Here is a 24,575-nt window from a genome sequence, read left to right as displayed (position 1 = left end):
TCAAATAATTAATCGAACAGCTTAGCAAGATAGTCGTTGCTGAATTTCTGTTGCGGATCGAACTGGCTGCGCAGGGCGCGGAAGGCGTCCCACTGCGGATAGATTGCACCCCAGTTATAGAGCGACTGATTGTAATATTTGCCCCAGTGCGGACGGCCGCCTTCCGCCGCCAGCAGCTTCTCGACTTCGGTCAGAAAATGCAGCCCCGCTTCAGACAGCGTACCGTCATCGGCGTAATAGACGACAAAGCCGAAGTAGCAGGTCTCCTGCTGCGCCGACGGGTTAAGCCAGCCGGAAGAGGCACCGGTGCAGCGAATGATAATGGGGTAGTGCATGTGCGGCTGGTTTTCCGCGTACCAGCGTTTGATCTTGCTGATGATCTGCGGCGTTTTCGCCAGCGGCACGCCAATCTCGACGTTGATCTGCGGTACGGCAATCCCACGGCAGAACAGCTGATAGATGTCGCCGGTAACGTCGGAGAAATCGCGGAAGCGGGTCACGGTACGGAACTGTTTGCCGCCTTCGCCGCGAATCTGCGTATCACGGTGCATATGTTCCAGCGTCTGATCGATGGTCTGATTCAGCTGGCTGTTGCCTTCGCCTTCATTCTGCTTAACGACTTCACGGTTGTTCTGCTGATACGCCTGGGTCTCTTCCGCCGTCGCCTCGCGCGCATTCCAGACGTGCATCTGGTTGTCATCAACAAACCACCAGGCTTTGCTGAGGGCAAAATCGCGGTTCCACTGCGGCAGATCCTGCTCCAGCGTATCGGCGCTAAGGGCGGTTTTGAAGCAGGTATAGATGTGCGCTGGCCGGGTGCGCAGCGTCACGGCGGTAACGATGCCGAGCGCGCCCATCGACACCTGCACCGCGCCAAATTCACTGTCCTGCGGCGTAAACTCACGCAGCGTGCCGTCGGCCATCAGCAGGCGAATCATGATCGCCTCGTCGGCCAGCGAGCTTTGTTGTAATCCCTGACCGTGGGTACCGGTGGCCATGGCACCCGCCAGCGTTTGCACGGAAATTACGCCCGGCGACGAGGCAAGCATGCGGTCCATCTGCGTCAGGCAGTCATAGACGTCGCTCAGCAACGTGGCACCGGCAAAAGTCACGGTGTCATCGGTGCTGGCAATCAGCCCACTCAACGCGCTGAGGTCGAGCAGCAGATCGCCACTGGCGGCGATATCCAGCATGCGGCCTGGTGCCATGCGGCTGCCAATAACGCGGATTTTGCCGTGATGAGACGCGACCAGCTGCTGCAATTCCGCTTCGTTTTGCGGACGACGCAGCTGCTGGCGATTGCCGAGGGTGGCGTTATGCGCCCAGTTCCACAATTGCGGATCCTGTTCGGTGGCATGCGTATTACGCAGCGGATAGAGTGTCTCTTCGTTCAAGACGGCGTTCCTTTTGTCAGCTCGGTGAATTGCGTCTCTTTACGCAATGGTGAAGTAAGCGTAGACCAGGAACCCGCCGCTACGTTAATGCTACCCGACTAACGCGGGCAGATGTAGCCCAGTGTGGCATCAACGGCTAACTGACGGTTGCGGCGAATGCTTTCCGCCTCGCTGTCGTTGGGGGTGAAGAGAGTGTTGAAGGTGTAACGATTTGCAACATGATGCACGCAAATGCTGCTGATCAGCCGGTGTACATCCACCGTATCGATGGACGGGAGGAAAACCGCGTCGCGCTGGCCACGCTGCAATACCGCCTCCAGCACATCCAGCGCGCTTTTGTTCAGCGCCTTGATGCGCGCGGAACGGGAGATATAGCGGCCACGCAGAAGGTTTTCGGTGCAGACCAGCCGCATAAAATCGGGATGCTGAGTGTGATAATCAAAGCTCGCTTCCACCAGCCGAATCATCGCCTCGCGCGGCGGCAGGCTGGCGAGATCCAGTCCGCTTTCATGCTCGCGCATCGCCTGATAAACCTGCTCGAGCACCACAACATAGAGCTGCTCTTTACTGGCGAAGTGATACACCACCATGCGCTTAGTGGTCTGCGCTTTTTCAGCGATCTCTTCCATGCGTGCGCCCTGCATGCCAAATTCGGCAAAATTAGCCAGCGCGGCGGCGATAATGCGCTTTTTTAGCCCTTCCGGGTCATTTTTACGTTTTGAACTGTCCACATCATGCTCAGCAAAATAAGAAGCAAAGCGGCATGGTAGCACAGGGCTTTACGCGTCAGTAAAGCGGGACGCCGGAATAAAAACGCCGGCGCGGCAGGGAACAGCAGCAGGATTTAACGCCACGCATGGCGGCCACGGCTCTCTGGCCTTTCTCTGCCGCAGGGCTGATTTAAACCGAAACTGTCAGGCGCGTTGGCCGGTTACGGCGCTGCCCGCGTATCGATGCCAGCCGGTGCGACATCCCGCTTTTCGGGCTGCCAGCCACCACCCAGCGCGTTGAAGGTCGCCACCGCCGCACGCGCCGTGGCCGTTTGTGCCTGGGCTCGGGCATCGGCCGCCTGCAGCAGATTTTGGTCGTCATACAGCACGTCAATCAGGCTGGCAGCACCCTGTTGCCAGGCGCTAAAGGTTGCATTGCGTGCGCTGCTCAGCGCAGTTTCCCCGGCGATCAACGTGGCGGTTTGTTTTTCATTATTGGTCAACGCGGAGAGCGCATTTTCCACGTCCGCCGTGGCCCGTAATGCGGCCTGTCGATACGCCGCCAGCGCTTCAGCCTGCTCGCCTTTTGCCTGCGCGATCTGCGCGTTGATGCGGCCGAAATCAAACAGCCGCCAGCGTAAGCCGATGACGCCGGACGCCTGGCTGGCAGCACCGGAAAAGAGATGGCCCTCGGAGATTGCCGTGGCGCTGCCGAGCAACGCACTCAGCGAAAAGGTGGGGTAGTATTCGCCAATCGCCTGGCCGATGCGCGCGTTAGTCGCCGCGAGACGGCGCTCGGCCACGATCAGATCGGGTCGGCGTCTCAGCAGGTCGGCAGGCGTGCCGGTGGCGGTCATTTGCGGCACCGATGGTATGGCAGCAGGTTTGGCCAGCAGCGTGCGATGGGTGCCCGGCGGCGTGGCCAGCATCACGTCCAGCGCATTCATCGCGGCATCAATGGCCTGTTGCAGGGCAGGAATACGGGCTTCAACCTGTGCCAGCGCGCCTTCGCTCTGTTGCAGCTGACGAGTTTCCATCAGCCCCTGCGCGGTAAGCAGCCTGACTTTTTCGGTCAGCTCACGCTGTGCCGCCACCTGTTGTCTGGCGATCTCCAGCCGTGCCTGTAAACCGCGCAGCGTGATATAGCTGTCTGCCGTTTGCGCGGCAACTGCCAACCGGGTCGCCACCACCGCCGCCTGTGCGGCCTGATACTCTGCCAGCGCCGCTTCTCTGCCCCGGCGCAGGCCGCCAAACAGATCCAGCTCCCAGCTGGCGTTGAGATCGGTTTGCCAGGCGCTGCCATAACGCGAGTCGTCCGGGGTGGCGTTAAGCAGCTGACCGATCGGGGTTTCCAGCGACTGTCTGGCGCGCGCGCCCTCCGCGCTGACCGTGGCAGAGGGCAGCAGCGCCGCCGTGGCCGCGCCAACGCCCGCACGCGCCTGGCTGAGACGGGCTGCCGCCTGGGCGATATCAAGATTCTGCGCCAGTGCGCTTGAAACCAGGTGGCTTAACAGGGGATCATGGAACGCTTGCCACCAGAGGCTAAAACTGGCGGGCTGACCGGTGCCACTCTGCGAAACAGCGGATGAGGTCTGATAGCGATCGGACAGCGCGAGATCGGGACGATGATAATCGGGTCCCACCGCGCAGCCTGCCAACAGGCTGCCGCTGACCAGCAGAGAAAGAGCACGCAGAACAAACATGAGCATTCCTTGAACAACTGAATTTGTGACCATATTATACTTTGGTCACTCATTGTCAATCAGGCCGGTGCGGGCTAAGCTGGAGAAATGACGACACTTATGAAGAACTCCCACACGCGTGGCCCTCTGGATCACAGCGTTCGCGAACAGGTAGTGGCCGCGGCCACCGAGTATTTCAGCCACTTTGGTTATGAAAAAACCACCGTATCTGATTTGGCCAAAGCCATCGGCTTTTCCAAAGCCTATATCTATAAATTTTTTGATTCCAAACAGGCGATTGGCGAGGTGATTTGCAGTAATCGCCTGGCGATGCTGCGGGATATCGTGCTGTCGGCGATTGCCGACGCGCCCACGGCATCGGAAAAATTACGCCGATTTTTCAAGGCGTTGGTGGAGGCGGGCAGCGATCTCTTTTTCCACGATCGTAAGCTGTATGACATTGCGACCGTCTCGTCCCGCGATAAGTGGCCTTCTGCCGTGGCGCATGAGGCGCAGCTACTGCAGCTGGTGCAGGAGATTTTGCTGGCGGGTCGTCAGTCAGGGGAGTTTGAGCGCAAAACGCCGCTGGATGAGGCGTCACATGCCATTTTTCTGGTGCTGCGCCCTTATATCAGCCCCGTTCAGCTGCAGTACAATCTGGATACCGCCGCTGAGGCGGCTCAGCACCTCTCTTCGCTGATCCTGCGCAGTCTGGCCCCTTAATTTGTGACGATTGACATTTTTGGTCACTAGTCGGAGAATGCGGTTTCTGTCCTGATACTTCAGTAAGGAAACCCATGCTCCGGCTTAATGCTGCCTCCATCGCCGTTTTACTGTTACCGCTTGCCCTGACGGCCTGCGGCGACAATCCCGACGCCACCGATCCGCGTACCCAGCCTCCGCTGGTGCGGGTCGCCGCCGTGACGCCTGCGCAGCACAACGCACGGGCATTTAGCGGCGTGGTGGTGGCCCGTACGCAAAGCGACCTCGGCTTTCGCGTCTCCGGCAAAATCCTTGCACGGCTGGTGGAAACCGGCCAGCGCGTGCGGCGCGGTCAGCCGCTGCTGCGTCTGGATCCGATTGACCTGCGCCTGCAGGCGCAGTCTCAGCAGCAGGCGGTCGCCGCCGCCGGCGCGCGTGCACGACAAACCGCCGACGATGCCGCGCGCTATCGCGGGCTGGTTAGCGCCGGTGCGGTCTCTGCCTCCGATTACGATCGCATTAAGGTTGCGGCTGATACCGCTAAAGCGGAGCTCAGCGCCGCACAGGCGCAGGCCGATGTGGCGCGGAATGCCACCGGCTACGCCGTGTTACTGGCCGATGCCGATGGCGTGGTGGTTGAAACGCTGGCGGAGCCGGGGCAGGTGGTCAGCGCCGGACAGCCGGTGGTGCGACTGGCGCACGCCGGGCAACGCGAAGCGCGGGTGCAGCTGCCGGAAACGTTGCGTCCCACCGTAGGCAGCACCGCGCGGGCAACCTTATACGGCGCCAGTCAGGATGCCGAACCGGCTACGCTGCGGCTACTTTCCGATGCGGCCGATCCGCTGACCCGCACCTATGAAGCTCGTTATGTGCTGACCGGCGCGCTGGCCAACGCGCCGCTGGGCGCTACCGTGACGCTGGCGATCGGTGATGCAGCCGCGTCGACGCTGATGCAGGTGCCGGTCGCCGCACTGTACGATGCGGGCAAAGGCAGCGGCGTCTGGCGGATTAGCGGTCAGCCCGCCAGCGTCTCCTGGCAGCCGGTGCAGGTGATCGGCATCAGCGATGAGGCGGCCAGCGTCACCGGCAACCTGCGGCCCAATGAGCAGGTGGTCGCGCTCGGCGCACATCTGCTGCATGAAGGGGAAGCGGTGCGTCTGCCGGACACGCATCACGCTGCTCCCGCTGGGAGTCAGCCATGAGCAGCGGCCGCTTTAACCTCTCCGCGCTTGCCGTCCGTGAGCGCGCCATAACCTTGTTCCTGATTATCCTGATCGTGGTGGCGGGCATCCTGTCGTTTTTCGAGCTGGGACGCGCCGAAGATCCGCCGTTTACCGTGAAGCAGATGACGGTGATTACCGCATGGCCGGGCGCCACCGCTCAGGAGATGCAGGATCAGGTGGCGGAACCGCTGGAAAAGCGCCTGCAGGAGCTGAAATGGTATGACCGCAGCGAAACCTACACGCGGCCAGGGCTGGCATTCACCATGCTGTCGTTGCAGGACAGCGCGCCGCCTGCCGAGGTGCAGGAAGAGTTTTATCAGGCGCGCAAGAAAATCAGCGACGCAGCCAAAACGCTGCCCGCGGGCGTCATCGGCCCGATGGTCAACGATGAGTTTTCCGACGTGACCTTTGCGCTCTATGCGCTGAAGGCCAAAGGTGAGCCGCAGCGCCTGCTGGCGCGCGATGCCGAACAGCTGCGCCAGCAGTTGCTGCACGTGCCGGGGGTAAAAAAGGTCAATATTATCGGCGAACAGGCTGAACGCATTTTTGTCTCGTTCTCACACGATCGGCTGGCGACGCTGGGCATCGCGCCGCAGGATATTTTTGCCGCGCTCAACGAACAAAACGTACTGACGCCCGCCGGTTCAATTGCCACTAAAGGCCCGGAGATTTTTCTGCGGCTGGACGGCGCGCTGGATTCGCTGGAAAAAATTCGCAACACGCCGATTGTGGTGCAGGGCAAAACGCTGAAGCTGGCCGATGTCGCCACCGTGGCGCGCGGCTATGAAGATCCCGCCACCTTTATGATTCGCAATCAGGGGGAACCGGCGCTGCTGCTCGGCATCATCATGCGCGAAGGCTGGAACGGGCTGGAACTCGGTAAGGCGCTGGCGGCGGAAACCACGCAGATCAATGCATCGATGCCGCTGGGCATGTCGCTGGTCAAGGTCACCGATCAGGCGGTGAACATCAGCGCCTCGGTGGATGAGTTCATGGTGAAGTTTTTCGTCGCCCTGCTGGTGGTGATGGTGGTCTGCTTTATCAGCATGGGCTGGCGCGTGGGCGTGGTGGTGGCCGCAGCGGTGCCGCTCACGCTGGCGATCGTTTTTGTGATTATGGCGGCGTCGGGTAAAAACTTCGACCGCATTACGTTGGGCTCGCTGATTCTGGCGCTTGGCCTGCTGGTGGATGACGCGATTATCGCCATTGAGATGATGGTGGTGAAAATGGAGGAGGGCTACGATCGCATCAAAGCTTCGGCCTACGCCTGGAGCCACACCGCCGCGCCGATGCTGGCGGGCACGCTGGTTACCGCGGTGGGGTTTATGCCGAATGGCTTTGCGCACTCCACCGCCGGGGAATACACCAGCAACATGTTCTGGATTGTCGGCATCGCGCTGATCGCTTCATGGGTGGTGGCAGTGGTGTTTACGCCTTATCTCGGCGTAAAAATGCTGCCGGAGATCAAAACCGTGGCGGGCGGCCATGCGGCGATCTACAACACGCGGCACTATCAGCGCTTTCGTCGGCTGCTCGGCGCGGTGATTGCCCGCAAAGGCTGGGTCGCGGCGGCGGTGGTCGTGGTATTTGTGCTGGCGGTGCTGGGCATGGGACTGGTGAAGAAGCAGTTTTTCCCAACGTCAGATCGCCCGGAAGTGCTGGTGGAAATCCAGATGCCTTATGGCAGCGCCATTGCCCAGACCAACGCTGCCGCCGTAAAGGTTGAGCAGTGGCTGCAACAGCAGCCGGAAGCGCACATCGTGACCAGCTATATCGGTCAGGGATCGCCGCGTTTCTATCTGGCGATGGCGCCAGAGTTGCCCGATCCCTCGTTTGCGAAAATTGTGGTGCTGACCGCCGATCAACAGGCGCGTGAGGCGCTGAAACAGCGTCTGCGCCAGGCGATTGCCGGCGGGCTGGCGTCAGAAGCGCGCGTTCGCGTTACGCAGCTGGTGTTCGGTCCTTACTCACCTTATCCAGTGGCGTGGCGGGTGATGGGACCGAATCCGGATACGCTGCGCGATATTGCGGCGAAGGTAGAGGCGATCATGCAGGCCAGCCCGATGATGCGCACCGTGAACACTGACTGGGGCGCACGCGTGCCGACGCTGCACTTCAGCCTCGATCAGGATCGTTTGCAGGCGGTAGGGCTGACTTCCAGCGCGGTAGCGCAGCAGCTGCAATTCCTGCTCTCCGGCGTGCCGATTACCGCCGTGCGCGAAGACATTCGTTCGGTGCAGGTAATGGGCCGGGCAGCAGGGGATATTCGTCTCGATCCCGCCAAAATCGCGGGCTTTACGCTGGTGGGCAGCGCCGGACAACGCATTCCGCTGTCGCAGGTGGGCGAAGTCGCGGTGCGCATGGAAGATCCGCTGCTGCGCCGCCGCGATCGCACGCCCACCATTACCGTGCGCGGTGATATTGATGAGGCGTTGCAGCCCCCGGACGTCTCTGCGCGGCTTGCGCCTTTACTGCAGCCGGTGATCGATGCGCTGCCTGCGGGCTACCGCATTGAGCAGGCGGGATCGATTGAAGAGTCCGCTAAGGCCACCAAAGCGATGGCGCCGCTGTTTCCGATCATGATCGCCATGACGCTGCTGATTATCATTCTGCAGGTGCGATCGATGTCAGCGATGATCATGGTGTTTCTTACCGCGCCGCTGGGGCTGATTGGCGTGGTGCCGACGCTGCTGCTGTTTAATCAGCCGTTTGGTATCAATGCGCTGGTGGGGCTGATTGCGCTGTCAGGGATACTGATGCGCAACACGCTGATTCTGATTGGGCAGATTCACCACAATGAGCGCGAAGGGCTGGATCCGTTTCATGCCGTGGTGGAAGCGACGGTGCAGCGGGCGCGGCCAGTATTACTGACGGCAATCGCCGCCATTTTGGCCTTTATCCCGCTGACCCATTCGGTGTTCTGGGGCACGCTGGCCTACACGCTGATCGGCGGCACCTTTGGTGGCACCCTCGTCACGCTGGTGTTCTTGCCAGCGATGTACGCCCTCTGGTTTCGCATTAAGCCGGATGGCCGCGATAACGCCGCCAGCTAATCGCTGAAGAGAGAGAGGGGCGTTCAGGCAACTGGACGCCTTTTTTTTATGCGCTGGGCCACGCACTATTGGGCCGTAGCGTGATCGGGTATCGAGCGGCGTATCCGTGGCGGTGCGCGGTGATATCAAAAAGCAGGCAACGCATACGGTGCAATGGCCGCAATCAACAACCTGTTTAACCGCTTCGCTTTTTAACGCTTCGGCGTCGGAAACCCGTGGCGATTCACTTTACTGCATTCATTGACTGACGGAGCAGTAATGGGCTGTCGACTTTTATGACATCGCGATGGGCTTTACCTTCGATAATGTGAAGCGCACTCAGCCTGCCAATTTCATAATGGGGTAATTGCACCGTGGACAACGGCGGCAGGAACAAATCACCGATCCCCACCATATTATCGTAGCCAATCACTGCCACATCTTCGGGGATCCTCAGGCCTTGTGCCATGAGCGTCTGGTACACCATAAACGCAATGCGATCGTTACCGCAGATCACCGAATCGAATAAGGGTTTTTGCTGATGAATATGTGCCTGCACAACCGCCGGAATATCCCGATAATGCTCATCGCCAAATGCCATGTAATAGTGGCCCAGTGTCTCAGGGGCCACTCCAGCCTCTCGGCATGCCTGTTCGAGACCTTTGCGGCGTCTGACCGTGGCCAGATGGGCCGCAGGCAAATGTAAGCAGAGCGGGCGCCGATAGCCTGCAGACAAAAGCGCACGTACCGCAGCATATTGTCCCTGTTCGTCATCCGGAATATAACTCGCTACCTGCTGATGCAGGCTTTCGCAGTTGGCGAGTACACAGGGCAGGTTTAACAACTTCTCGGGTAGCGGCACCTGCCGCAATCCCATGGTGGTATAGATAATGCCATCCGGCCGGTGTGAGAGAAGCAGATCAACCATATTTTCCGGGCTGTCATCTGAAAACATGTTTACCACAAAGCTATTCCAGCCATGCGCCCGTGCCGTTTCTTCAATGGAGAGGGTGATTTCCACCGAAAACGGGGTAGTGACGGTATCCAGCGCCAGCACACCGATCGTTTTTGCAATTGCATGAGCGCCGCGTATTTTTTTTGCCGATAAATCGGGCACGTAATTGGTCGCATCGATAGCAGACTGTACGCGGGACAAGGTCTCCGGCTTTAGGCGTTCCGGGGAGTTTAATGCCCTGGAAACCGTCATCAGCGAGACATTCGCCAGTTTTGCCACATCTTTCAGGGACGCCATGCGTTTTGCTCCAGCTCTGGTCTATGCCACAGGTTATAAAACTAACTTGCTGATGTAAAAGGATCATCCGTGATTTTGGACGACGGAAGTGGGTTGCAGTAAATAAGAAATATTGATCATGATCTCATACTGCGTATGTTAACGTTAACTTTTGTGATTAACATCCAGAATTGCAGCAAAACGCCATGCGCCTTTTTTAATGTTAACGTTATCATTTGTGCCCCACTTCAGTATGAGATTGTCATAATGAAAACCCGTCATTCTCACAGTTATCTGATACTCAGTTTTTTATTGTTCTTTTTCTTTGTCACCTGGTCTTCTACCGGCTCATTGCTCTCAATCTGGCTACATCAGGAAGTCGGTCTGAAAGCAGGAGATACCGGAATTATTTTTTCAGTCGTCTCTTTTTCCACGCTGTTTGTGCAAATTTGTTATGGCTTTATTCAGGATAAGCTGGGGCTGCGTAAGCATCTGCTCTGGTTTATCACCGCATTATTGATTTTTTCCGGCCCGGCCTATCTGCTGTTTGGCCATCTGCTAAAAATTAACGTCTTTCTGGGCAGTTTTTTTGGCGGCATCTATATCGGTCTGACATTCAATGGCGGTATTGGTGTGCTGGAGTCTTACACCGAGCGTGTCGCCCGTCAGAGCCAGTTTGAATTCGGAAAAGCAAGGATGTGGGGGTCGCTGGGTTGGGCCGTGGCAACCTTTTTTGCCGGACTCTTGTTTAATATTAATCCGGCATTGAATTTCGCCGTTGCCAGCTGTTCTGGTCTGATCTTCTTCATGCTTTTGATGCGCTTACGCGTCTCTTCTGCACCCCATGCAATGGAGGAGGCGGTGGCAGGGGGAAAAGTCACGCTTGAAGATGCATTACGCCTGCTGACCCTGCCGCGTTTCTGGGCGTTAGTCTTCTTTGTGGTCGGTACCTGTATTTACGGTGTCTACGATCAACAGTTCCCGGTCTATTTTTCATCACAGTTCCCGACACAACATGAAGGGAATGCCATGTACGGTTATCTTAATTCGTTTCAGGTATTCCTTGAGGCCGCTGGCATGTTTTGTGCGCCATGGCTGGTCAATCGTGTCGGTGCTAAAAACGGGCTGATTTTCGCTGGAATGGTGATGGCGATGCGCATGGTCGCTTCCGGGTTAGTGGAAGGCCCGCTGCTTATCTCTATTACTAAGCTGCTGCATGCCGTTGAACTCCCGATACTGTTAATCGCTATCTTCAAATACAACAGTCTTAACTTCGATAAACGCCTCTCTTCCACGCTCTATCTGGTGGGCTTTGCCTGTACCAGCTCAGTGATTGCCACCGTGTTGTCACCCCTCGCTGGCTACAGCTACGAAAAATACGGTTTTGCTCAGTCCTACCTGTTTATGGGAGCGATGGTGTTCTGTATCACCTTTATTTCTATTTTCTTGTTGCGCTCCGGTAAAGCTTCACTGGATCCGCAGGTAAGCCAACTTTCCACTATCTGATTGAAAAGGGTGAAAATTATGACCTACACAATTGCTCAGGCTGAACAGGAACTGCAGGCTAAATGCGAGAAGCTAAACCTGCGCTGGTATCCGCGCTATCACCTTGCCGCCAGGGCTGGCTGGATTAACGATCCTAATGGCCTGATCTGGTTTGATGGCTGGTATCACGCCTTTTATCAGCATCATCCTTATTCCACTCAGTGGGGGCCGATGCATTGGGGACACGCGCGGAGTAAAGATTTGCTTCACTGGGAGCATTTACCGGTTGCTCTGGCCCCGGAAGGGCCGGAAGACAAAGACGGCTGTTTTTCTGGTTCAGCGGTTATTGACGGCGATACCCTGGCGCTGATTTACACCGGACATAAATTTCGTGGTGATGTCAGCGACGACGAGAACCTTTATCAGGTTCAGTGCCTGGCAACCAGTCGCGATGGCGTTCACTTTACGCGTCAGGGGATGGTTATCGATACCCCGGCGGATTTGCATCATTTCCGCGATCCTAAGGTCTGGCGCGAAGGGGATAACTGGTACATGGTCGTTGGTGCACGGGTTGGTGATACCGGGCAAATACGCTTGTATCGTTCAGCCGATCTGCGTCAGTGGCAGGATGAGGGGATCCTCGATGAGGCGGAAGCCGGTATGGGCTTTATGTGGGAGTGCCCTGATTTGTTTAGCCTGAATGGCAAACGTGTTTTGATGTTTTCTCCGCAGGGGATAGCCGCACAGGGTTTTGAGAACCGTAATCTGTTTCAGAGCGGTTATCTGGTGGGTGACTGGCAGCCCGGAGAGCCGTTTGTCCGCGCAGGGGAGTTCGTCGAAATGGATCACGGACATGATTTCTATGCCCCGCAGAGTTTCCTGACGCCGGATGGCCGCCGCATCGTGATTGGCTGGCTGAATATGTGGGAGTCGCCGATGCCGGAGCAACAGGACGGCTGGTGCGGAATGTTGTCTTTGCCGCGTGAGCTGACGCTTAATGAGAACAATCATCTGCAAATGCGCCCCGCGAAAGAGGTGGAAGCTCTGCGCCAGGCCTGGCTGCCGTGGCCGGCCAGTAGCTTGAAAAATCAGCAGACTCTCATGGCGAACAAAGCGGAGGCCATGGAAGTCGTGCTTCACTGGGACTGCACAAGCAGTGACGCGGAACAGTATGGACTTAGCCTGGGAGAGGGTCTGCGTGTTTATGTTGATACACAGATGCAGCGTCTGGTGCTTGAGCGCCGTTATCCGCAGTACGGATTATGCGGCACACGCAGCGTACCCTTGGTTCCCGGCGCGCCTCTGGCTTTACGTCTGTTTATTGACAGCTCGTCGATCGAAGTATTCGTTAATGACGGCGAGGCATGCCTCAGTAGCCGAATATATCCTGATGCCGATCGCCGCCAATTAAGTTTATTCGCCTGGCATGGCACGGCGATATTATCAGAGGCTGGAGCCTGGCAGTTGGAATAAACTATTTCAGTAACGATAATAACCCGTCTTTAATGATGGGCGGGTTGTTATCGCGTTTATCTTCGGGCTGTGTTTATACAAAAATGACAAATTAATATAAATAATAAGAAGGGTTTTCCGATGAATAAAATCTGGGTCGGAGCTATTTTGACGTCTGTATGTACCTCGGTAGCCCATGCACAGGATATGCTTTCCCTCGAACAGCGGCTGGAACAAATGGAGCAGCGGCTGAAGGCCACTGAGCAGCGCGCGGCGGGTGCGGAGGCAGAAATTCGCGCCCTCAAGCAGGAGAAACAATCGTCCCCCGTGGTAAACAATACTCCCGCAGTGCCCGCAGTGCCCGCCGCTCCGGCTCCGGCTCTGCAGCTTACGGGCTATGGTGATATTAAATTTTATGGCGACGTTGAATTTAATATGGATGGCGCCAGCCGTACCGGCAGTCTGACCTCGATAAAAACCAGCACAAATAAAAACTGGGCTCCGGAAGATAAAGAGCGCTGGGATATCAATGGTCGTATTTTGCTCGGCTTTGATGGTATGCGAAAGGGTATTAATGGAAAATATGCCGGGTTCAGCGTTCAGCCACTGGCTGATATTAACGGAAAAATGAACCTCGACGATGCGGCATTTTTCTTTGGTCAGCAGGATGACTGGAAAATTAAAATCGGTCGTTTCGAGGCGTGGGATATGTTCCCGCTCAATCAGGATACCTTCATTGAATATTCCGGTAATACCGCCAACGATCTCTACAGTGACGGTTACGGTTATATCTATATGATGAAAGAGGGCCGCGGACGCAGCAGCAGCGGTGGCAATTTCCTGCTCAGTAAGACCCTTGATAACTGGTATTTCGAACTCAACACGCTGATAGAAGATGGCAGCTCGCTATTTGTCGACAATAACTATCACGGCAATGCGTTAGACAACCGTAAAAATGTGGTGTATGCCCGCCCGGTTGTGGCCTGGCAATCTGGCGAGTGGTCGGTGGCCGCCGCTGTCGAAAGCAATCTGGTGAATAATGCCTATGGGTATCAGAATACGCAGGGGACCTGGGTGGACCAGTCGAGCCGGACCGGTTACGGCATAACGACGAGCTGGAACACGCTTAAAACGGATGCAGAAAACGGTGCGGTCGTGAACCTGAGTACGGCTTATCTCGACGCTGCTGCTGAAAAAGATTTCAGCGCAGGCATCAATGCCTTATGGCACCGCGTGGAGTTGGGCTACATCTATGCGCACAACAATATCGACAAATTCAATATGGCCGGAATGGCCAGTGACTGCGATAGCGACTGCGCGATTCTGGCACCGGGTAAGTATGACATTCATACTCTCCATGCTTCATGGCATCTGCCCGATATCATGGATATGCCTAACTTCAATATTTACCTGGGCGCTTATGCCTCCTGGCTTGAATCGCCGACCGTTAAAACGGGTAATACCGATGACCGCTATGGTGCGCGCGTACGCTTTAAATATCTTTTCTGACACCGGTTGCCGTAAAAATCTGATACGGGGAATTGGCATGAGCGCATCACTAAAGGATATCGCACTATGACGTTGAATAGCGAAAAACAAAAAATGATCGCCGGTGAACTCTATAAGAGCGGTGATGCATTACTTATTAGCGAGCGCAGACGCGCACGCCAGCTTTTACATGATTACAATCACTCATCGCCAGATGATGAAGAACGGCGGAAGCAGTGGCTTAACGAACTGTTAGGCACTCATCAGGGAGCGTATATCGAGCCGACTTTCCGCTGTGATTATGGTTACAACATTCATCTGGGCAAAAATTTCTACGCCAATTTTGACTGTGTGATCCTTGACGTATGTGAGGTGCATATTGGCGATAACTGCATGCTGGCACCGGGAGTGCACATCTATACCGCCACTCATCCGCTTGATGCTCAACTGCGTATCAGCGGGAAAGAATTCGGCAAGCCGGTAACGATTGGCAATAATGTGTGGATCGGTGGACGTGCGGTGATCAACCCCGGTGTAACCCTGGGCGATAATGTGGTGGTGGCTTCCGGCGCGGTGGTGACAAAAGAGGTGCCGTCTAACTGCGTCGTAGGGGGAAATCCAGCCCGTATCATTAAGCAGCTTTAGAGACCGGTGGCGCAGTCGCTGGAAAAGAGGGAATGATGTAGCCGTTTTGGCGCAGATACCCTCATGCGGGTGTTTCTGCCAGCGATGTATGCCTTCGGGTTTCGCATAAAGCCGCCAACTAATCGTGAAGAGAGTAGGGCGTTCAGGCAACTGGACGCCCTTTTTTTATGCGCTGGCCCACACTTCGCGCACTGGGCCGCGCATTATTGTGCCGAAGCGTGATCTGGCATCGGTTGCGGTCATCAAGCTGCGGGCTCGGGCGTTCGATAATCACCCTGCAGCAATAAATGACGGCCATGAAAAAGCCCGCTCAGGTTTCCCTGAGCGGGCTTCTCGAATTTGGCTCCTCTGACTGGACTCGAACCAGTGACATACGGATTAACAGTCCGCCGTTCTACCGACTGAACTACAGAGGAATCGTGTGAACGGGGCGAATAGTAGCGATGGCCCTGGTAAATGTCAAAGCCCGAATCCCGCTTTTTCGATCGTTTGCTGGCAAAAGCAGCAGATTGCCCGCTTAAGCCGCGTCCTGCTGCAAAACTAAACTGCTGGGCGGATCTCACTTTGAGGCAATTTCGCTGGAGATGTTAGAGGCGTGTCAAAGTTTTGTAATTGGGCATTTTTAAAACATACGTTTCAGTGGTTTTATAATTAAAGTTTCAAATAATAATTTAATGAAATAAATAAATCTTTCTGACCGGCGGCGCGTTCCGCCCGTTACGAAAGGAGTATTAAGCAATAATCCACTACGTTATCAGTTGATTGATACACAGGAGAACGCTCAAACGCCTGAAGACTGCATCGTGTTATCTCACTCATGCTCTACGGATTCGTCAGTGCCGTTGGATGAATGTAAAAGAATTTTTTCATTCGTCGTTCCAGCCAACCTGCGCATATTAATGATGAAAAAAGGGTCACCCATGAACATTAGAAAAACCGTTATTGCCTCTTTGCTGGTGTGTATGTTGCCTGCCGCCGTCATGGCGAAAGATATTACCGTAGGCGTCTCAATGGCGTTGTTTGATGACAACTTTCTCACCATTTTGCGCAACTCCATGCAGCGTGAAATGAAAAATGAGCAGGTCAGCGGTCAGGTTGAAGATGCCAAAAACGACGTCGCGCAGCAGCTGCAACAGGTGCAGAACTTCATTGGTCAGGGCGTTGACGTGATCATCGTCAACCCGGTAGACACCAACGCGGTGAAGCCGATTGTCGATCAGGCGAAGAAAGCAGGCGTGCCGCTGCTGTTTGTGAACCGTAAGCCGCAGATTGAGCTGGGCGATAAAATGGCCTATGTCGGCTCCGACTCTGAACTGGCGGGCCGTCTGCAGATGGAAGCGCTGGCAAAAGCGATGAACGGCAAAGGTAACGTGGCGATTCTGATGGGCGATCTGGCCAACGAATCCACCCGTGAACGCACCAAAGGTGTGGAAGCGGTGGCCAAAAAATACCCAGGCATCAAAATTGTGCAAAAACAGACGGCGAAGTTTATGCGTAACGATGCCGTGGACGTGGTCAGTAACTGGATGACCGCCGGTGATGATATCAATGCCATCGCTTCCAACAACGATGAAATGGCGATTGGTGCCCTGCAGGCACTGGGCAAAAACAAAGACAACGTGCTGATTGCTGGCGTCGATGGCACGCCGGATGCGCTGCAGATGATCAAAAACGGCAAAATGGTAGCCACCGTGTTCCAGGATGCGAAAGGTCAGGGTGAAGGCGCGATTAAAACCGCCGTTAAGCTGGCGAAAGGCGAGAAAGTCCAGAGCATCGTCGACATTCCTTTCCAGTTAGTGACTAAAGACAACTACGAAAAATACCTCAACCTTAACCAGAAATAATTCTGTCTAATCAGCAGGATGGAGGTGATTTATGGTTGCTTATGCGCTGGAAGCCGAAGGCATCAGCAAGTTCTTTCCTGGCGTTAAAGCACTGAGCAATGTCTCACTACGCGTGCGTCCCGGAACGGTACATGCCTTGATGGGTGAAAATGGCGCGGGCAAATCGACGTTAATGAAGTGCCTCATCGGGATTTACCGTCCCGATGAGGGCATCATTCGCGTCAAGGGTGAGCCGGTGCAGTTTGTCGACACGCTGGACGCGCTGCGTTCCGGTATCTCAATGATTCATCAGGAACTTAACCTGGTGCCGCACATGACGGTGGCGGAAAATATCTGGCTGGGTCGCGAGCCGATGAAATATGGCTTCGTCGATCACCACGCCTTACGTACGCAAACGCAGGCGCTGCTGAGCAAGCTTAATATCCGCCTGCAGGCGGACAGCATGGTCGGCGAACTGAGCATCGCCGCGCAGCAGATGGTGGAGATCGCCAAGGCGGTCTCATGGAATGCCGACATCGTTATTATGGATGAGCCCACCTCGGCGCTGACCGAGAGTGAAGTGGCGCACCTGTTTACCATTATTCGCGACTTGCGATCCCAGGGTAAAGCTATCGTCTACATCAGCCACAAAATGGATGAGATCTTCAACATTACCGATGAGATCAGCATCTTTCGCGATGGCAAATGGGTCAGCAGCGATCACACCGCCAATTTTACCCGCCAGTCGCTGATCACGCAGATGGTGGGCCGCGAACTGACGCAGCTGTTTCCTAAGTTCAATAACGCTATCGGTGAAGAGGTGCTGACGGTGCGCAACCTGCAGCGTAAAGGCACCTTTCACGATATCAGCTTCAGCGTACGGCGCGGTGAAATCCTTGGCGTTGCCGGATTAGTCGGCGCGGGCCGCAGCGAGGTGATGGAAAGCCTGTTCGGCATGACCAGCACCGACGGCGGCGAAGTGCTGATTGACGGCGTGCCGGTGAACATCGATTCGCCGTCCACCGCGATTGAAAAGGGCATGGCGTTTCTGACCGAAGACCGCAAAAAGTCCGGTCTGTTTCTGGTGCTGTCGGTGATGGAAAACATGAGCATCGTCAACATGCCGGAATACAGCAGCAAGGCGGGCTTCGTCAGCCATGTGCAGATGGCGCAGGATTGCATGGAGCAGATCCGCAAGCTCAATATCAAAACGCCAACCATGGATCAGATCATCAATAACCTGAGCGGCGGCAACCAGCAAAAGGTGCTCATCGCCCGCTGGCTGCTGGCGCAGCCGAAAATCCTCATTCTTGACGAGCCGACGCGCGGCATTGATGTCGGTGCAAAGGCGGAGATCTATCGGCTGATCAGCGAACTGGCCAACCGCGGCGTTGCCATCATCATGGTCTCCTCAGAGCTGCCGGAAATTATCGGCATGAGCGATCGGGTCATGGTCATGCACGGCGGTCGGATCACCGGGATTCTGGATAAAGAGCAGGCTACGCAAGAGAACATCTTGTCGCTGGCATCGGAATAGGGCGCGAGGAACCATTATGAGCAACACGAAAGTTAACGTTCAACAGCCGGCGGAGCAGCGTTCGCTCTCTGACCGACTGAAGCATCGGGTGCCAAAAGACACCGGCATTTTTATCGTCATGATCGGCATTGCGCTGATTTTTGAAATTGCCGGCTGGTATGTGCGCGATCAATCTTTCCTGATGAACACCAACCGTCTGGTGCTGATTCTGCTGCAGGTGGCGATTATCGGCATTATTGCGGTGGGCGTGACACAGGTGATCATTACCACCGGCATCGACCTGTCGTCGGGCTCGGTGATAGCGTTAACCGCGGTGGTGGCGGCCAGCCTGGCGCAAACCTCTGACAGCCTGACGCCGATGTTTCCTTCGCTGGTGGATCTGCCTGCGGCGGTGCCGATTGGCGCCGGGATTGCGGTTGGCCTGATTTGTGGGCTGCTCAACGGCGTATTGACCACCAAAACCGGCATTCCGCCGTTTATCGCCACGCTAGGGATGATGGTGTCGGCGCGCGGCCTGGCACAATATTACACTCAGGGTAATCCGATCAGCTTCCTCTCCGATGGCTTCACCTCCATCGGCGAGGGTGCCATGCCAGTGATCATCTTCCTGGCGGTGGCGCTGGTGTTCCATATCGCCCTGAAGCATACCCGCTACGGCAAATATGTTTACGCCATCGGCGGCAACATGACCTCGGCGAAGGTCTCCGGCATCAACGTGAATAAATATCTGGTGATCGTCTATACCATTGCGGGCGGCTTATCCGGGCTGGCGGGCGTGGTGCTGGCGGCGCGCGTCAGCAGCGGGCAGTCGAGCATGGGCGTTGGCTATGAGCTGGATGCCATTGCTGCGGCGGTCATCGGCGGCAGCAGCCTGATGGGCGGCGTGGGGCGTATTACCGGCACGCTGATTGGCGCCGTGATTTTGGGCCTGATCAAAAGCGGCTTCACCTTTGTGGGCGTCGATGCCTACGTGCAGGACATTATCAAAGGAATGATTATCGTCGCGGCGGTGTCGATCGATATGTACCGCAACCGCCAGAAGCGCTAAACCCCAGGGTAAGCGCAGCCATTTGCACGCTGGCTGCGCTTATTTGCACTGAAAGGGTGCGCAACGCGCCAGCCAGTGGATAACCACAACTGATTACTCCGCCCGGGGTAATCAGATTCTCTTATTTTACCGCCTGTTAGCGATCTGCTCCTTGCCTGATAAAAAAACCTGGCCTGCTAATTGCAACGTCACTGATTATATTGGCCGTAAGGCTTTTGATCTGATGACCCAGTGGGTTCCCGGGGATCCATAACGGAGGCAAAATGAACTTAAGACGACTGAAGTACTTTGTGAAAATCGTCGATATCGGCAGCCTGACGCAGGCAGCGGAAGTGTTGCATATTGCACAGCCTGCACTAAGTCAGCAGGTGGCCACGCTGGAAAACGAGCTGGATCAACAGCTGCTGATTCGCACCAAACGCGGCGTCACGCCTACCGACGCCGGAAAAATTCTCTATGCGCATGCCCGCACCATTTTACGTCAGTGCGAGCAGGCGCAAAAAGCGGTGATCAATGCCGGACAAACGCTGAGCGGCCAGGTGTCGATTGGCCTGGCGCCAGGCACCGCGGCCTCTTCGCTGACCATGCCGCTGCTGCAAACGGTGCGCGATCGCCTGCCCGATGTGCTGGTCTATCTGCATGAAAACAGCGGCGCCTCGCTGAATGAGAAGGTGATTAACGGCCAGCTCGATATGGCGGTTCTCTACGATCGGGCGCCTACCGCCGGTATCACCAGCACACCGCTGATGAAAGAAGAGCTTTATCTGGTGGGCGCGACCGATTCGCCGGGCCTGACGGTGGACCTGGCTGACGTGGCGCAGATGAACCTGTTCCTGCCGCGCGACTACAGCGCGGTGCGCAAGCGTGTTGACGAGGCGTTTTCACTGCGTCGTCTGAGCGCGCGCATTATCGGCGAAATTGAATCGATTGCCACGCTGACGGCGGCGATCTCCAGCCAGATGGGCGTCACCGTGTTACCGGAATCTGCGGCACGGGCGCTGGTCAGTTCCACTCCGGCATGGATGGCGCGCATCAACAGCCCGTCGCTTAACCTGCCGCTGTCGCTGAACGTCTCTTCACGCCTGCCGCTTTCACCTTCTGCACAGGCGGTGAAAGATATTCTGCTGTCGCTGGTCAGCAAGCCAGCGGTTGAAGACCGTGAACTGATGCTGGTGAGTTAACCTTTCCCCACGGCGCGCAGTCGCGCGCCTGCTTTATCCCCCCTTAGCGTTATCACTAAATCGCATATAAAAACCGTTTTTATTATTTGTTGCTATGGATAAGCATTCTTAAGATGACCTTATCTGACAAATAATTACAGGGGTACGCGCGTGAATTTCCAGCAGCTTAAAATTATTCGGGAAGCCGCCCGTTGCGAATTCAATCTGACCGAAGTGGCCAATGCGCTGTTCACTTCGCAATCGGGCGTCAGTCGTCACATCCGCGATCTGGAAGATGAGCTGGGCGTGGAGATTTTTATCCGTCGCGGCAAGCGGCTGCTGGGCATGACCGAGCCGGGCAAAGCGCTGCTCACCATCGCCGAACGTATCCTTGATGAGGCGGGCAAAGTGCGGCGGCTGGCGGATGTCTTTACCAGCGAAAGCAGCGGCGTGCTGACTATCGCCACCACTCATACCCAGGCGCGTTACAGCCTGCCGCGGGTGATCAAAGCCTTTCGCGCACTCTATCCCAACGTACGGCTGGAGCTGAATCAGGGATCGCCGCAGGAGATTGTATCGATGCTGGTGGCCGGGGAGGCGGACGTTGGCATCGCCAGTGAACAGCTGGTGAATCACAGCGCGCTGGCAGCTTTTCCGTGGTTTGGCTGGCACCACGCGCTGCTGGTGCCTAAAGCGCATGAGCTGACCCGTCAGGATCCGGTGTCGCTGGCGGCGCTCAGCCGTTATCCGCTGATCACTTACCGTCAGGGCATTACCGGTCGTTCAAAGGTGGATCGGGCGTTTCATGCCGCAGGGCTGAAGCCCGATATCGTGCTGAGCGCGCAGGATTCCGACGTGGTAAAAACCTATGTTGAACTGGGATTGGGCGTGGGGATTCTTGCCGATCAGGCGTGCCAGCTTGATGAGCATTCGTCACTGGTGCGGCTGGATGTGGGTCATCTGTTTGAGTCCAATACCGTCTGGTTGGGTCTGAAACGCGGCCAGCTGCAGCGCAACTACGTCTGGCAGTTTCTGGAGTTGTGCAACGCTAACCTGTCGATTGAAGAGATCAAACGGCAGGCGCTGTCGCTGCATGATGAGAGCACCACGGAACCGGTGCTCGATTTTCAAATCTGATTCAGGGCGGCCCCATTGCAGGGCCGCCGTCGCGCTTACTTCTTACCCGGTAAAATCTCGTTAAACAGCTGGCTGGCGGTATCGCCAATCACCTGAGCTGCTCCGCGGTCGCCTTTGATCATCGACGCCATAAACGCTTTCGCCTGTTTCAGCGTAATGTGCGGCGGCAGCGGTGCTACTTCCGGATCGGTTTTCACTTCCAGCACCACCGGGCGATCGGCGCTCAGCGCTTCCTGCCAGGCGGCACTCAGCTGCTCAGGGTCATCAACGTAAATGCCTTTCAGGCCAAGCATCTCAGCAAACTGCGAATAGCGTACGTCAGGCACCTGCTGGCTCGCCTCGAAACGCGGGTTGCCTTCCATGACGCGCTGCTCCCAGGTGACCTGATTGAGATCCTGATTATTGAACACGCACACCACCAGCTGCGGCGTGGCCCAGCCCTGCCAGTATTTCTGAATGGTGATCAGTTCGGCCATGTTGTTCATCTGCATCGCGCCGTCGCCGACCAGCGCCACCACCGGGCGATCGGGATAAGCAAACTTGGCGGCGATGGCAAAAGGCACCGCGGCGCCCATGCAGGCGAGGCCGCCGGAGAGCGTGGCGCGCTGCCCCTGTTTGACACGGAAATCACGGGCGAACCAGTTAGCGCAGGAGCCGGAATCGGAGGTGACAATGGCGTTATCCGCCAGCAGCGGCGACATCTCCCACACCACGCGCTGCGGGTTAACCGGATTGGCCGGCGCCATGGCGCGCTCTTCCATCACCTGCCACCACGCTTTGACGTTGAGGGCAATCTGCTCCTGCCACTGGCGATCGTCTTTGTGTTCCAGCAAGGGTAGCAGCGCACGCAGCGTTTCTGCTGCATCGCCGTGCAGGTTAATCTCGTTGGGATAACGCAGGCCAAGCATCGACGGGTCGATATCGATCTGCACCGCCCGCGCCTGACCCTCTTTCGGCAGGAACTCGGTCCACGGGAAGCCGCTGCCAATCATCAATAGCGTGTCGCATTCGGCCATCATGTCAGAAGAGGGCCTGGTGCCGAGCAGACCAATGGATCCGGTGACAAACGGCGCGTCGTCCGGCAGCACATCCTTGCCGAGCAGCGCTTTGGCAACGCCCGCACCGAGCAGGTTCGCGACCTGTACCACTTCCACCGCCGCGCCGCGTGCGCCCGCACCGATCAGAATGGCGACCTTTTTACCGGCGTTAAGGATCGCCGCCGCTTTTTGCAGGTCTGCCTCGTAGGGCACCACTTTTGGCCGCTGATAGCCGGTGCCAGAGTGGGTAAAACCGTGTGCGTGCTGCGGCGGCTGCCACGGCTCATCCTGAATATCTTTCGGCAGGATCAGCACCGACACGCCGTTCTGCGCGATAGCGATGCGCACGCCGCGATCCACCAGATGGCGGATCTGTGCCGGTGCTGCCGCTTCCTGTACGAAGTTAGCTACATCAGCAAATACGCGATCGAGGTTTAATTCCTGCTGATAGGTGGCACCGCGTGAGGTTGCTTCCGCCTGGCCAGAAATTGCCAGCACCGGCACATGGTCGACTTTGGCATCATAGAGGCCGGTCAGCAGATGGGTGGCGCCTGGCCCACCGGTGGAGAGGCAAACGCCCAGCTCGCCGGTGAATTTGGCATGCCCGGCGGCCATAAACGCCGCCATCTCTTCGTGTCGCACCTGAATAAATTCGATGCCCGCGCCTTTCTTGTTGGCGCGCTGAATGGCGCCGAGCACGCCGTTGATACCGTCGCCGGGATAGCCATAAATACGCGTAACGCCCCAGGCCTGCAGGCGTTCAACGAAAAAATCACTGGTCATCGTGCTCATTGCTTATTCCTTTTGATGAATGCGGTCGAGAGGAATAAGCATAGTTGAGGTTAACGGCACCCTGGGCAGAAGCGGCTGAAAAAGCGGGATTAGCGGGCAAATCGCATGGAAAATCGGCGATCTGCCGCTGCGCCTGCTATCGCGCCGATCAGGCCATCGCCTGCGACATCAGGCCAAAGGTCTGCGCGCCCTGCGGCTGCCACGGCGTGCCGTGAATCATCGCGACCGGGCTGTCGACCTTCGTTAGTCCGCACTCAGTCAGCCACGGGCTGAAGCGGCTTACCGGCGTATCGAGCCGCACAAATTCGCCTGCCAGACGGCACAGCGCGTCGCTGACCAGCCGTTTCGCCGACGCCTCATTCGTTGCCAGCAGTGGCCCGACGGTGTGGCCGTGGCCAAAACGCCGCGTCACGGCGAAGCCGCGCATTTGCTGCTGTTCATCCAGCAGAACGCGCAGCGACGCGTCCGTCAGCAAGCGCGTCAGCAGGCGGGTGCGCACCATGCCGCTGGCCTGATAATCCAGCGCCGTTAACGCCGCAAGATCGCCGTTCTCTCCGGCGCGGAGCTGCCAGCCAGCGGGCAGCAGCGGCGCGGCGACATCACCCAGCTGACGGGTTTGGTGCTGCATCACCTGACCGGTGACGACAAAACCGAGTTTTTCATACAGGCCGTGGCCCATTTCGGTGGCATGCAGGCGCACCTGACAATCGCTAAACCGCGCCAGCATGTTACGCATCAGCTGGCGGCCATAGCCCTGACCGCGCAGCGCCTCGGCAACAATCACCACGCCCAGCGACGCGATGCGATCGCCCCAGCGCCAGCCCATCGCCGAACCGAGCACGCGCGTGCCATCGACGATGACCGTGCCTTCACCCAGCTGCAGCATCTGCTGCAAATCGCTGAGCCGATGCGGCCACTGCAGCTGCTGCGTAAGCGCCTTCACCTGAGGCAGATCGGCCTCGGTCATGTTCCTGAGGATAATGGTCATCTCAACTCC

The 24,575-nt window shown here is 56.9% G+C and carries 18 protein-coding genes and 1 tRNA gene; 12 read left to right on the top strand and 7 right to left on the bottom strand.

What is annotated here, in order from left to right:
- Positions 1–8 precede the first annotated feature (8 nt).
- The 3 genes from EM595_RS11400 to EM595_RS11390 all read right to left on the bottom strand — a co-directional run bounded on the left by EM595_RS11400 (position 9) and on the right by EM595_RS11390 (position 3,807).
- Entirely contained in the window at positions 9–1,394 is a 1,386-nt protein-coding gene (locus EM595_RS11400) for a D-arabinono-1,4-lactone oxidase (protein WP_067431906.1), read from the bottom strand.
- Between the two features lie 98 nt (positions 1,395–1,492).
- Positions 1,493–2,125 carry a TetR/AcrR family transcriptional regulator gene (locus tag EM595_RS11395; protein ID WP_067435422.1) on the bottom strand — a complete coding sequence of 211 codons (633 nt, stop codon included), beginning with the start codon at positions 2,123–2,125 and terminating at the stop codon, positions 1,493–1,495.
- A 200-nt stretch (positions 2,126–2,325) separates the two neighbouring features.
- A complete protein-coding gene (locus EM595_RS11390; protein ID WP_067431904.1) occupies positions 2,326–3,807 on the bottom strand; it encodes an efflux transporter outer membrane subunit in 1,482 nt (493 codons plus the stop codon).
- Positions 3,808–3,906: 99 nt separating this feature from the next.
- On the opposite strand from EM595_RS11390, the gene EM595_RS11385 reads away from it, so the two are divergent.
- From EM595_RS11385 to EM595_RS11375, 3 genes are all read left to right on the top strand, one after another.
- The gene (locus tag EM595_RS11385) at positions 3,907–4,509 is read left to right on the top strand and encodes a TetR/AcrR family transcriptional regulator (RefSeq protein WP_197608078.1); all 603 of its coding nucleotides are present in this window, start codon (positions 3,907–3,909) and stop codon (positions 4,507–4,509) included.
- Between the two features lie 74 nt (positions 4,510–4,583).
- Complete coding sequence (locus EM595_RS11380) at positions 4,584–5,690, top strand: efflux RND transporter periplasmic adaptor subunit (protein ID WP_067431897.1); 1,107 nt, start codon at positions 4,584–4,586, stop codon at positions 5,688–5,690.
- A complete protein-coding gene (locus EM595_RS11375; protein ID WP_067431893.1) occupies positions 5,687–8,764 on the top strand; it encodes an efflux RND transporter permease subunit in 3,078 nt (1,025 codons plus the stop codon). The genes EM595_RS11380 and EM595_RS11375 overlap by 4 nt, the downstream gene beginning before the upstream one ends.
- A gap of 223 nt (positions 8,765–8,987) precedes the next feature.
- Here the strand turns inward: EM595_RS11375 and EM595_RS11370 are convergent, their stop codons facing one another.
- Positions 8,988–9,995, bottom strand: coding sequence for a LacI family DNA-binding transcriptional regulator (locus EM595_RS11370; RefSeq protein ID WP_067431890.1), 1,008 nt, complete (start codon positions 9,993–9,995; stop codon positions 8,988–8,990).
- Between the two features lie 243 nt (positions 9,996–10,238).
- Between EM595_RS11370 and EM595_RS11365 the strand changes: the two genes are divergently transcribed.
- The 4 genes from EM595_RS11365 (at position 10,239) to maa (ending at position 15,044) form a co-directional block, all read left to right on the top strand.
- Positions 10,239–11,480 (top strand): MFS transporter, encoded by a 1,242-nt coding sequence (locus tag EM595_RS11365; RefSeq protein WP_067435419.1) that lies wholly within the window; start codon positions 10,239–10,241, stop codon positions 11,478–11,480.
- 18 nt (positions 11,481–11,498) lie between these two features.
- Positions 11,499–12,932, top strand: coding sequence for a glycoside hydrolase family 32 protein (locus tag EM595_RS11360; protein WP_067431887.1), 1,434 nt, complete (start codon positions 11,499–11,501; stop codon positions 12,930–12,932).
- 120 nt (positions 12,933–13,052) lie between these two features.
- Complete coding sequence (locus EM595_RS11355) at positions 13,053–14,420, top strand: carbohydrate porin (RefSeq protein WP_067431884.1); 1,368 nt, start codon at positions 13,053–13,055, stop codon at positions 14,418–14,420.
- A 66-nt stretch (positions 14,421–14,486) separates the two neighbouring features.
- The gene (gene maa / locus EM595_RS11350) at positions 14,487–15,044 is read left to right on the top strand and encodes a maltose O-acetyltransferase (RefSeq protein ID WP_067431882.1); all 558 of its coding nucleotides are present in this window, start codon (positions 14,487–14,489) and stop codon (positions 15,042–15,044) included.
- A 340-nt stretch (positions 15,045–15,384) separates the two neighbouring features.
- Here maa and EM595_RS11345 read toward each other — a convergent pair.
- Positions 15,385–15,460: transfer RNA gene (locus tag EM595_RS11345), tRNA-Asn, on the bottom strand.
- Between the two features lie 504 nt (positions 15,461–15,964).
- Between EM595_RS11345 and EM595_RS11340 the strand changes: the two genes are divergently transcribed.
- From EM595_RS11340 to cbl, 5 genes are all read left to right on the top strand, one after another.
- The gene (locus tag EM595_RS11340) at positions 15,965–16,888 is read left to right on the top strand and encodes a sugar ABC transporter substrate-binding protein (RefSeq protein WP_067431879.1); all 924 of its coding nucleotides are present in this window, start codon (positions 15,965–15,967) and stop codon (positions 16,886–16,888) included.
- A 31-nt stretch (positions 16,889–16,919) separates the two neighbouring features.
- Entirely contained in the window at positions 16,920–18,404 is a 1,485-nt protein-coding gene (locus EM595_RS11335; RefSeq protein ID WP_067431876.1) for a sugar ABC transporter ATP-binding protein, read from the top strand.
- Between the two features lie 16 nt (positions 18,405–18,420).
- Complete coding sequence (locus EM595_RS11330) at positions 18,421–19,452, top strand: ABC transporter permease (protein ID WP_067431873.1); 1,032 nt, start codon at positions 18,421–18,423, stop codon at positions 19,450–19,452.
- Positions 19,453–19,715: 263 nt separating this feature from the next.
- Positions 19,716–20,633: a nitrogen assimilation transcriptional regulator NAC gene (gene nac, locus EM595_RS11325; RefSeq protein WP_067431870.1), complete on the top strand. Its 918-nt coding sequence runs from the start codon at positions 19,716–19,718 to the stop codon at positions 20,631–20,633.
- Between the two features lie 150 nt (positions 20,634–20,783).
- Positions 20,784–21,749, top strand: coding sequence for an HTH-type transcriptional regulator Cbl (cbl, locus tag EM595_RS11320; RefSeq protein ID WP_067431868.1), 966 nt, complete (start codon positions 20,784–20,786; stop codon positions 21,747–21,749).
- A 35-nt stretch (positions 21,750–21,784) separates the two neighbouring features.
- Here cbl and EM595_RS11315 read toward each other — a convergent pair whose 3' ends face one another.
- Together EM595_RS11315 and EM595_RS11310 are read right to left on the bottom strand one after the other, a co-directional pair.
- Positions 21,785–23,578: a thiamine pyrophosphate-requiring protein gene (locus tag EM595_RS11315; protein WP_067431866.1), complete on the bottom strand. Its 1,794-nt coding sequence runs from the start codon at positions 23,576–23,578 to the stop codon at positions 21,785–21,787.
- Positions 23,579–23,726: 148 nt separating this feature from the next.
- The gene (locus tag EM595_RS11310) at positions 23,727–24,566 is read right to left on the bottom strand and encodes a GNAT family N-acetyltransferase (protein WP_067431863.1); all 840 of its coding nucleotides are present in this window, start codon (positions 24,564–24,566) and stop codon (positions 23,727–23,729) included.
- Between the last annotated feature and the right edge of the window lie 9 nt (positions 24,567–24,575).

Origin of the sequence: Duffyella gerundensis, assembly GCF_001517405.1 — a bacterium.
Lineage (GTDB): Bacteria > Pseudomonadota > Gammaproteobacteria > Enterobacterales > Enterobacteriaceae > Duffyella > Duffyella gerundensis.
Note: the sequence above shows the minus strand (reverse complement) of the source record. Positions and strands in the feature narration are given on the sequence as shown.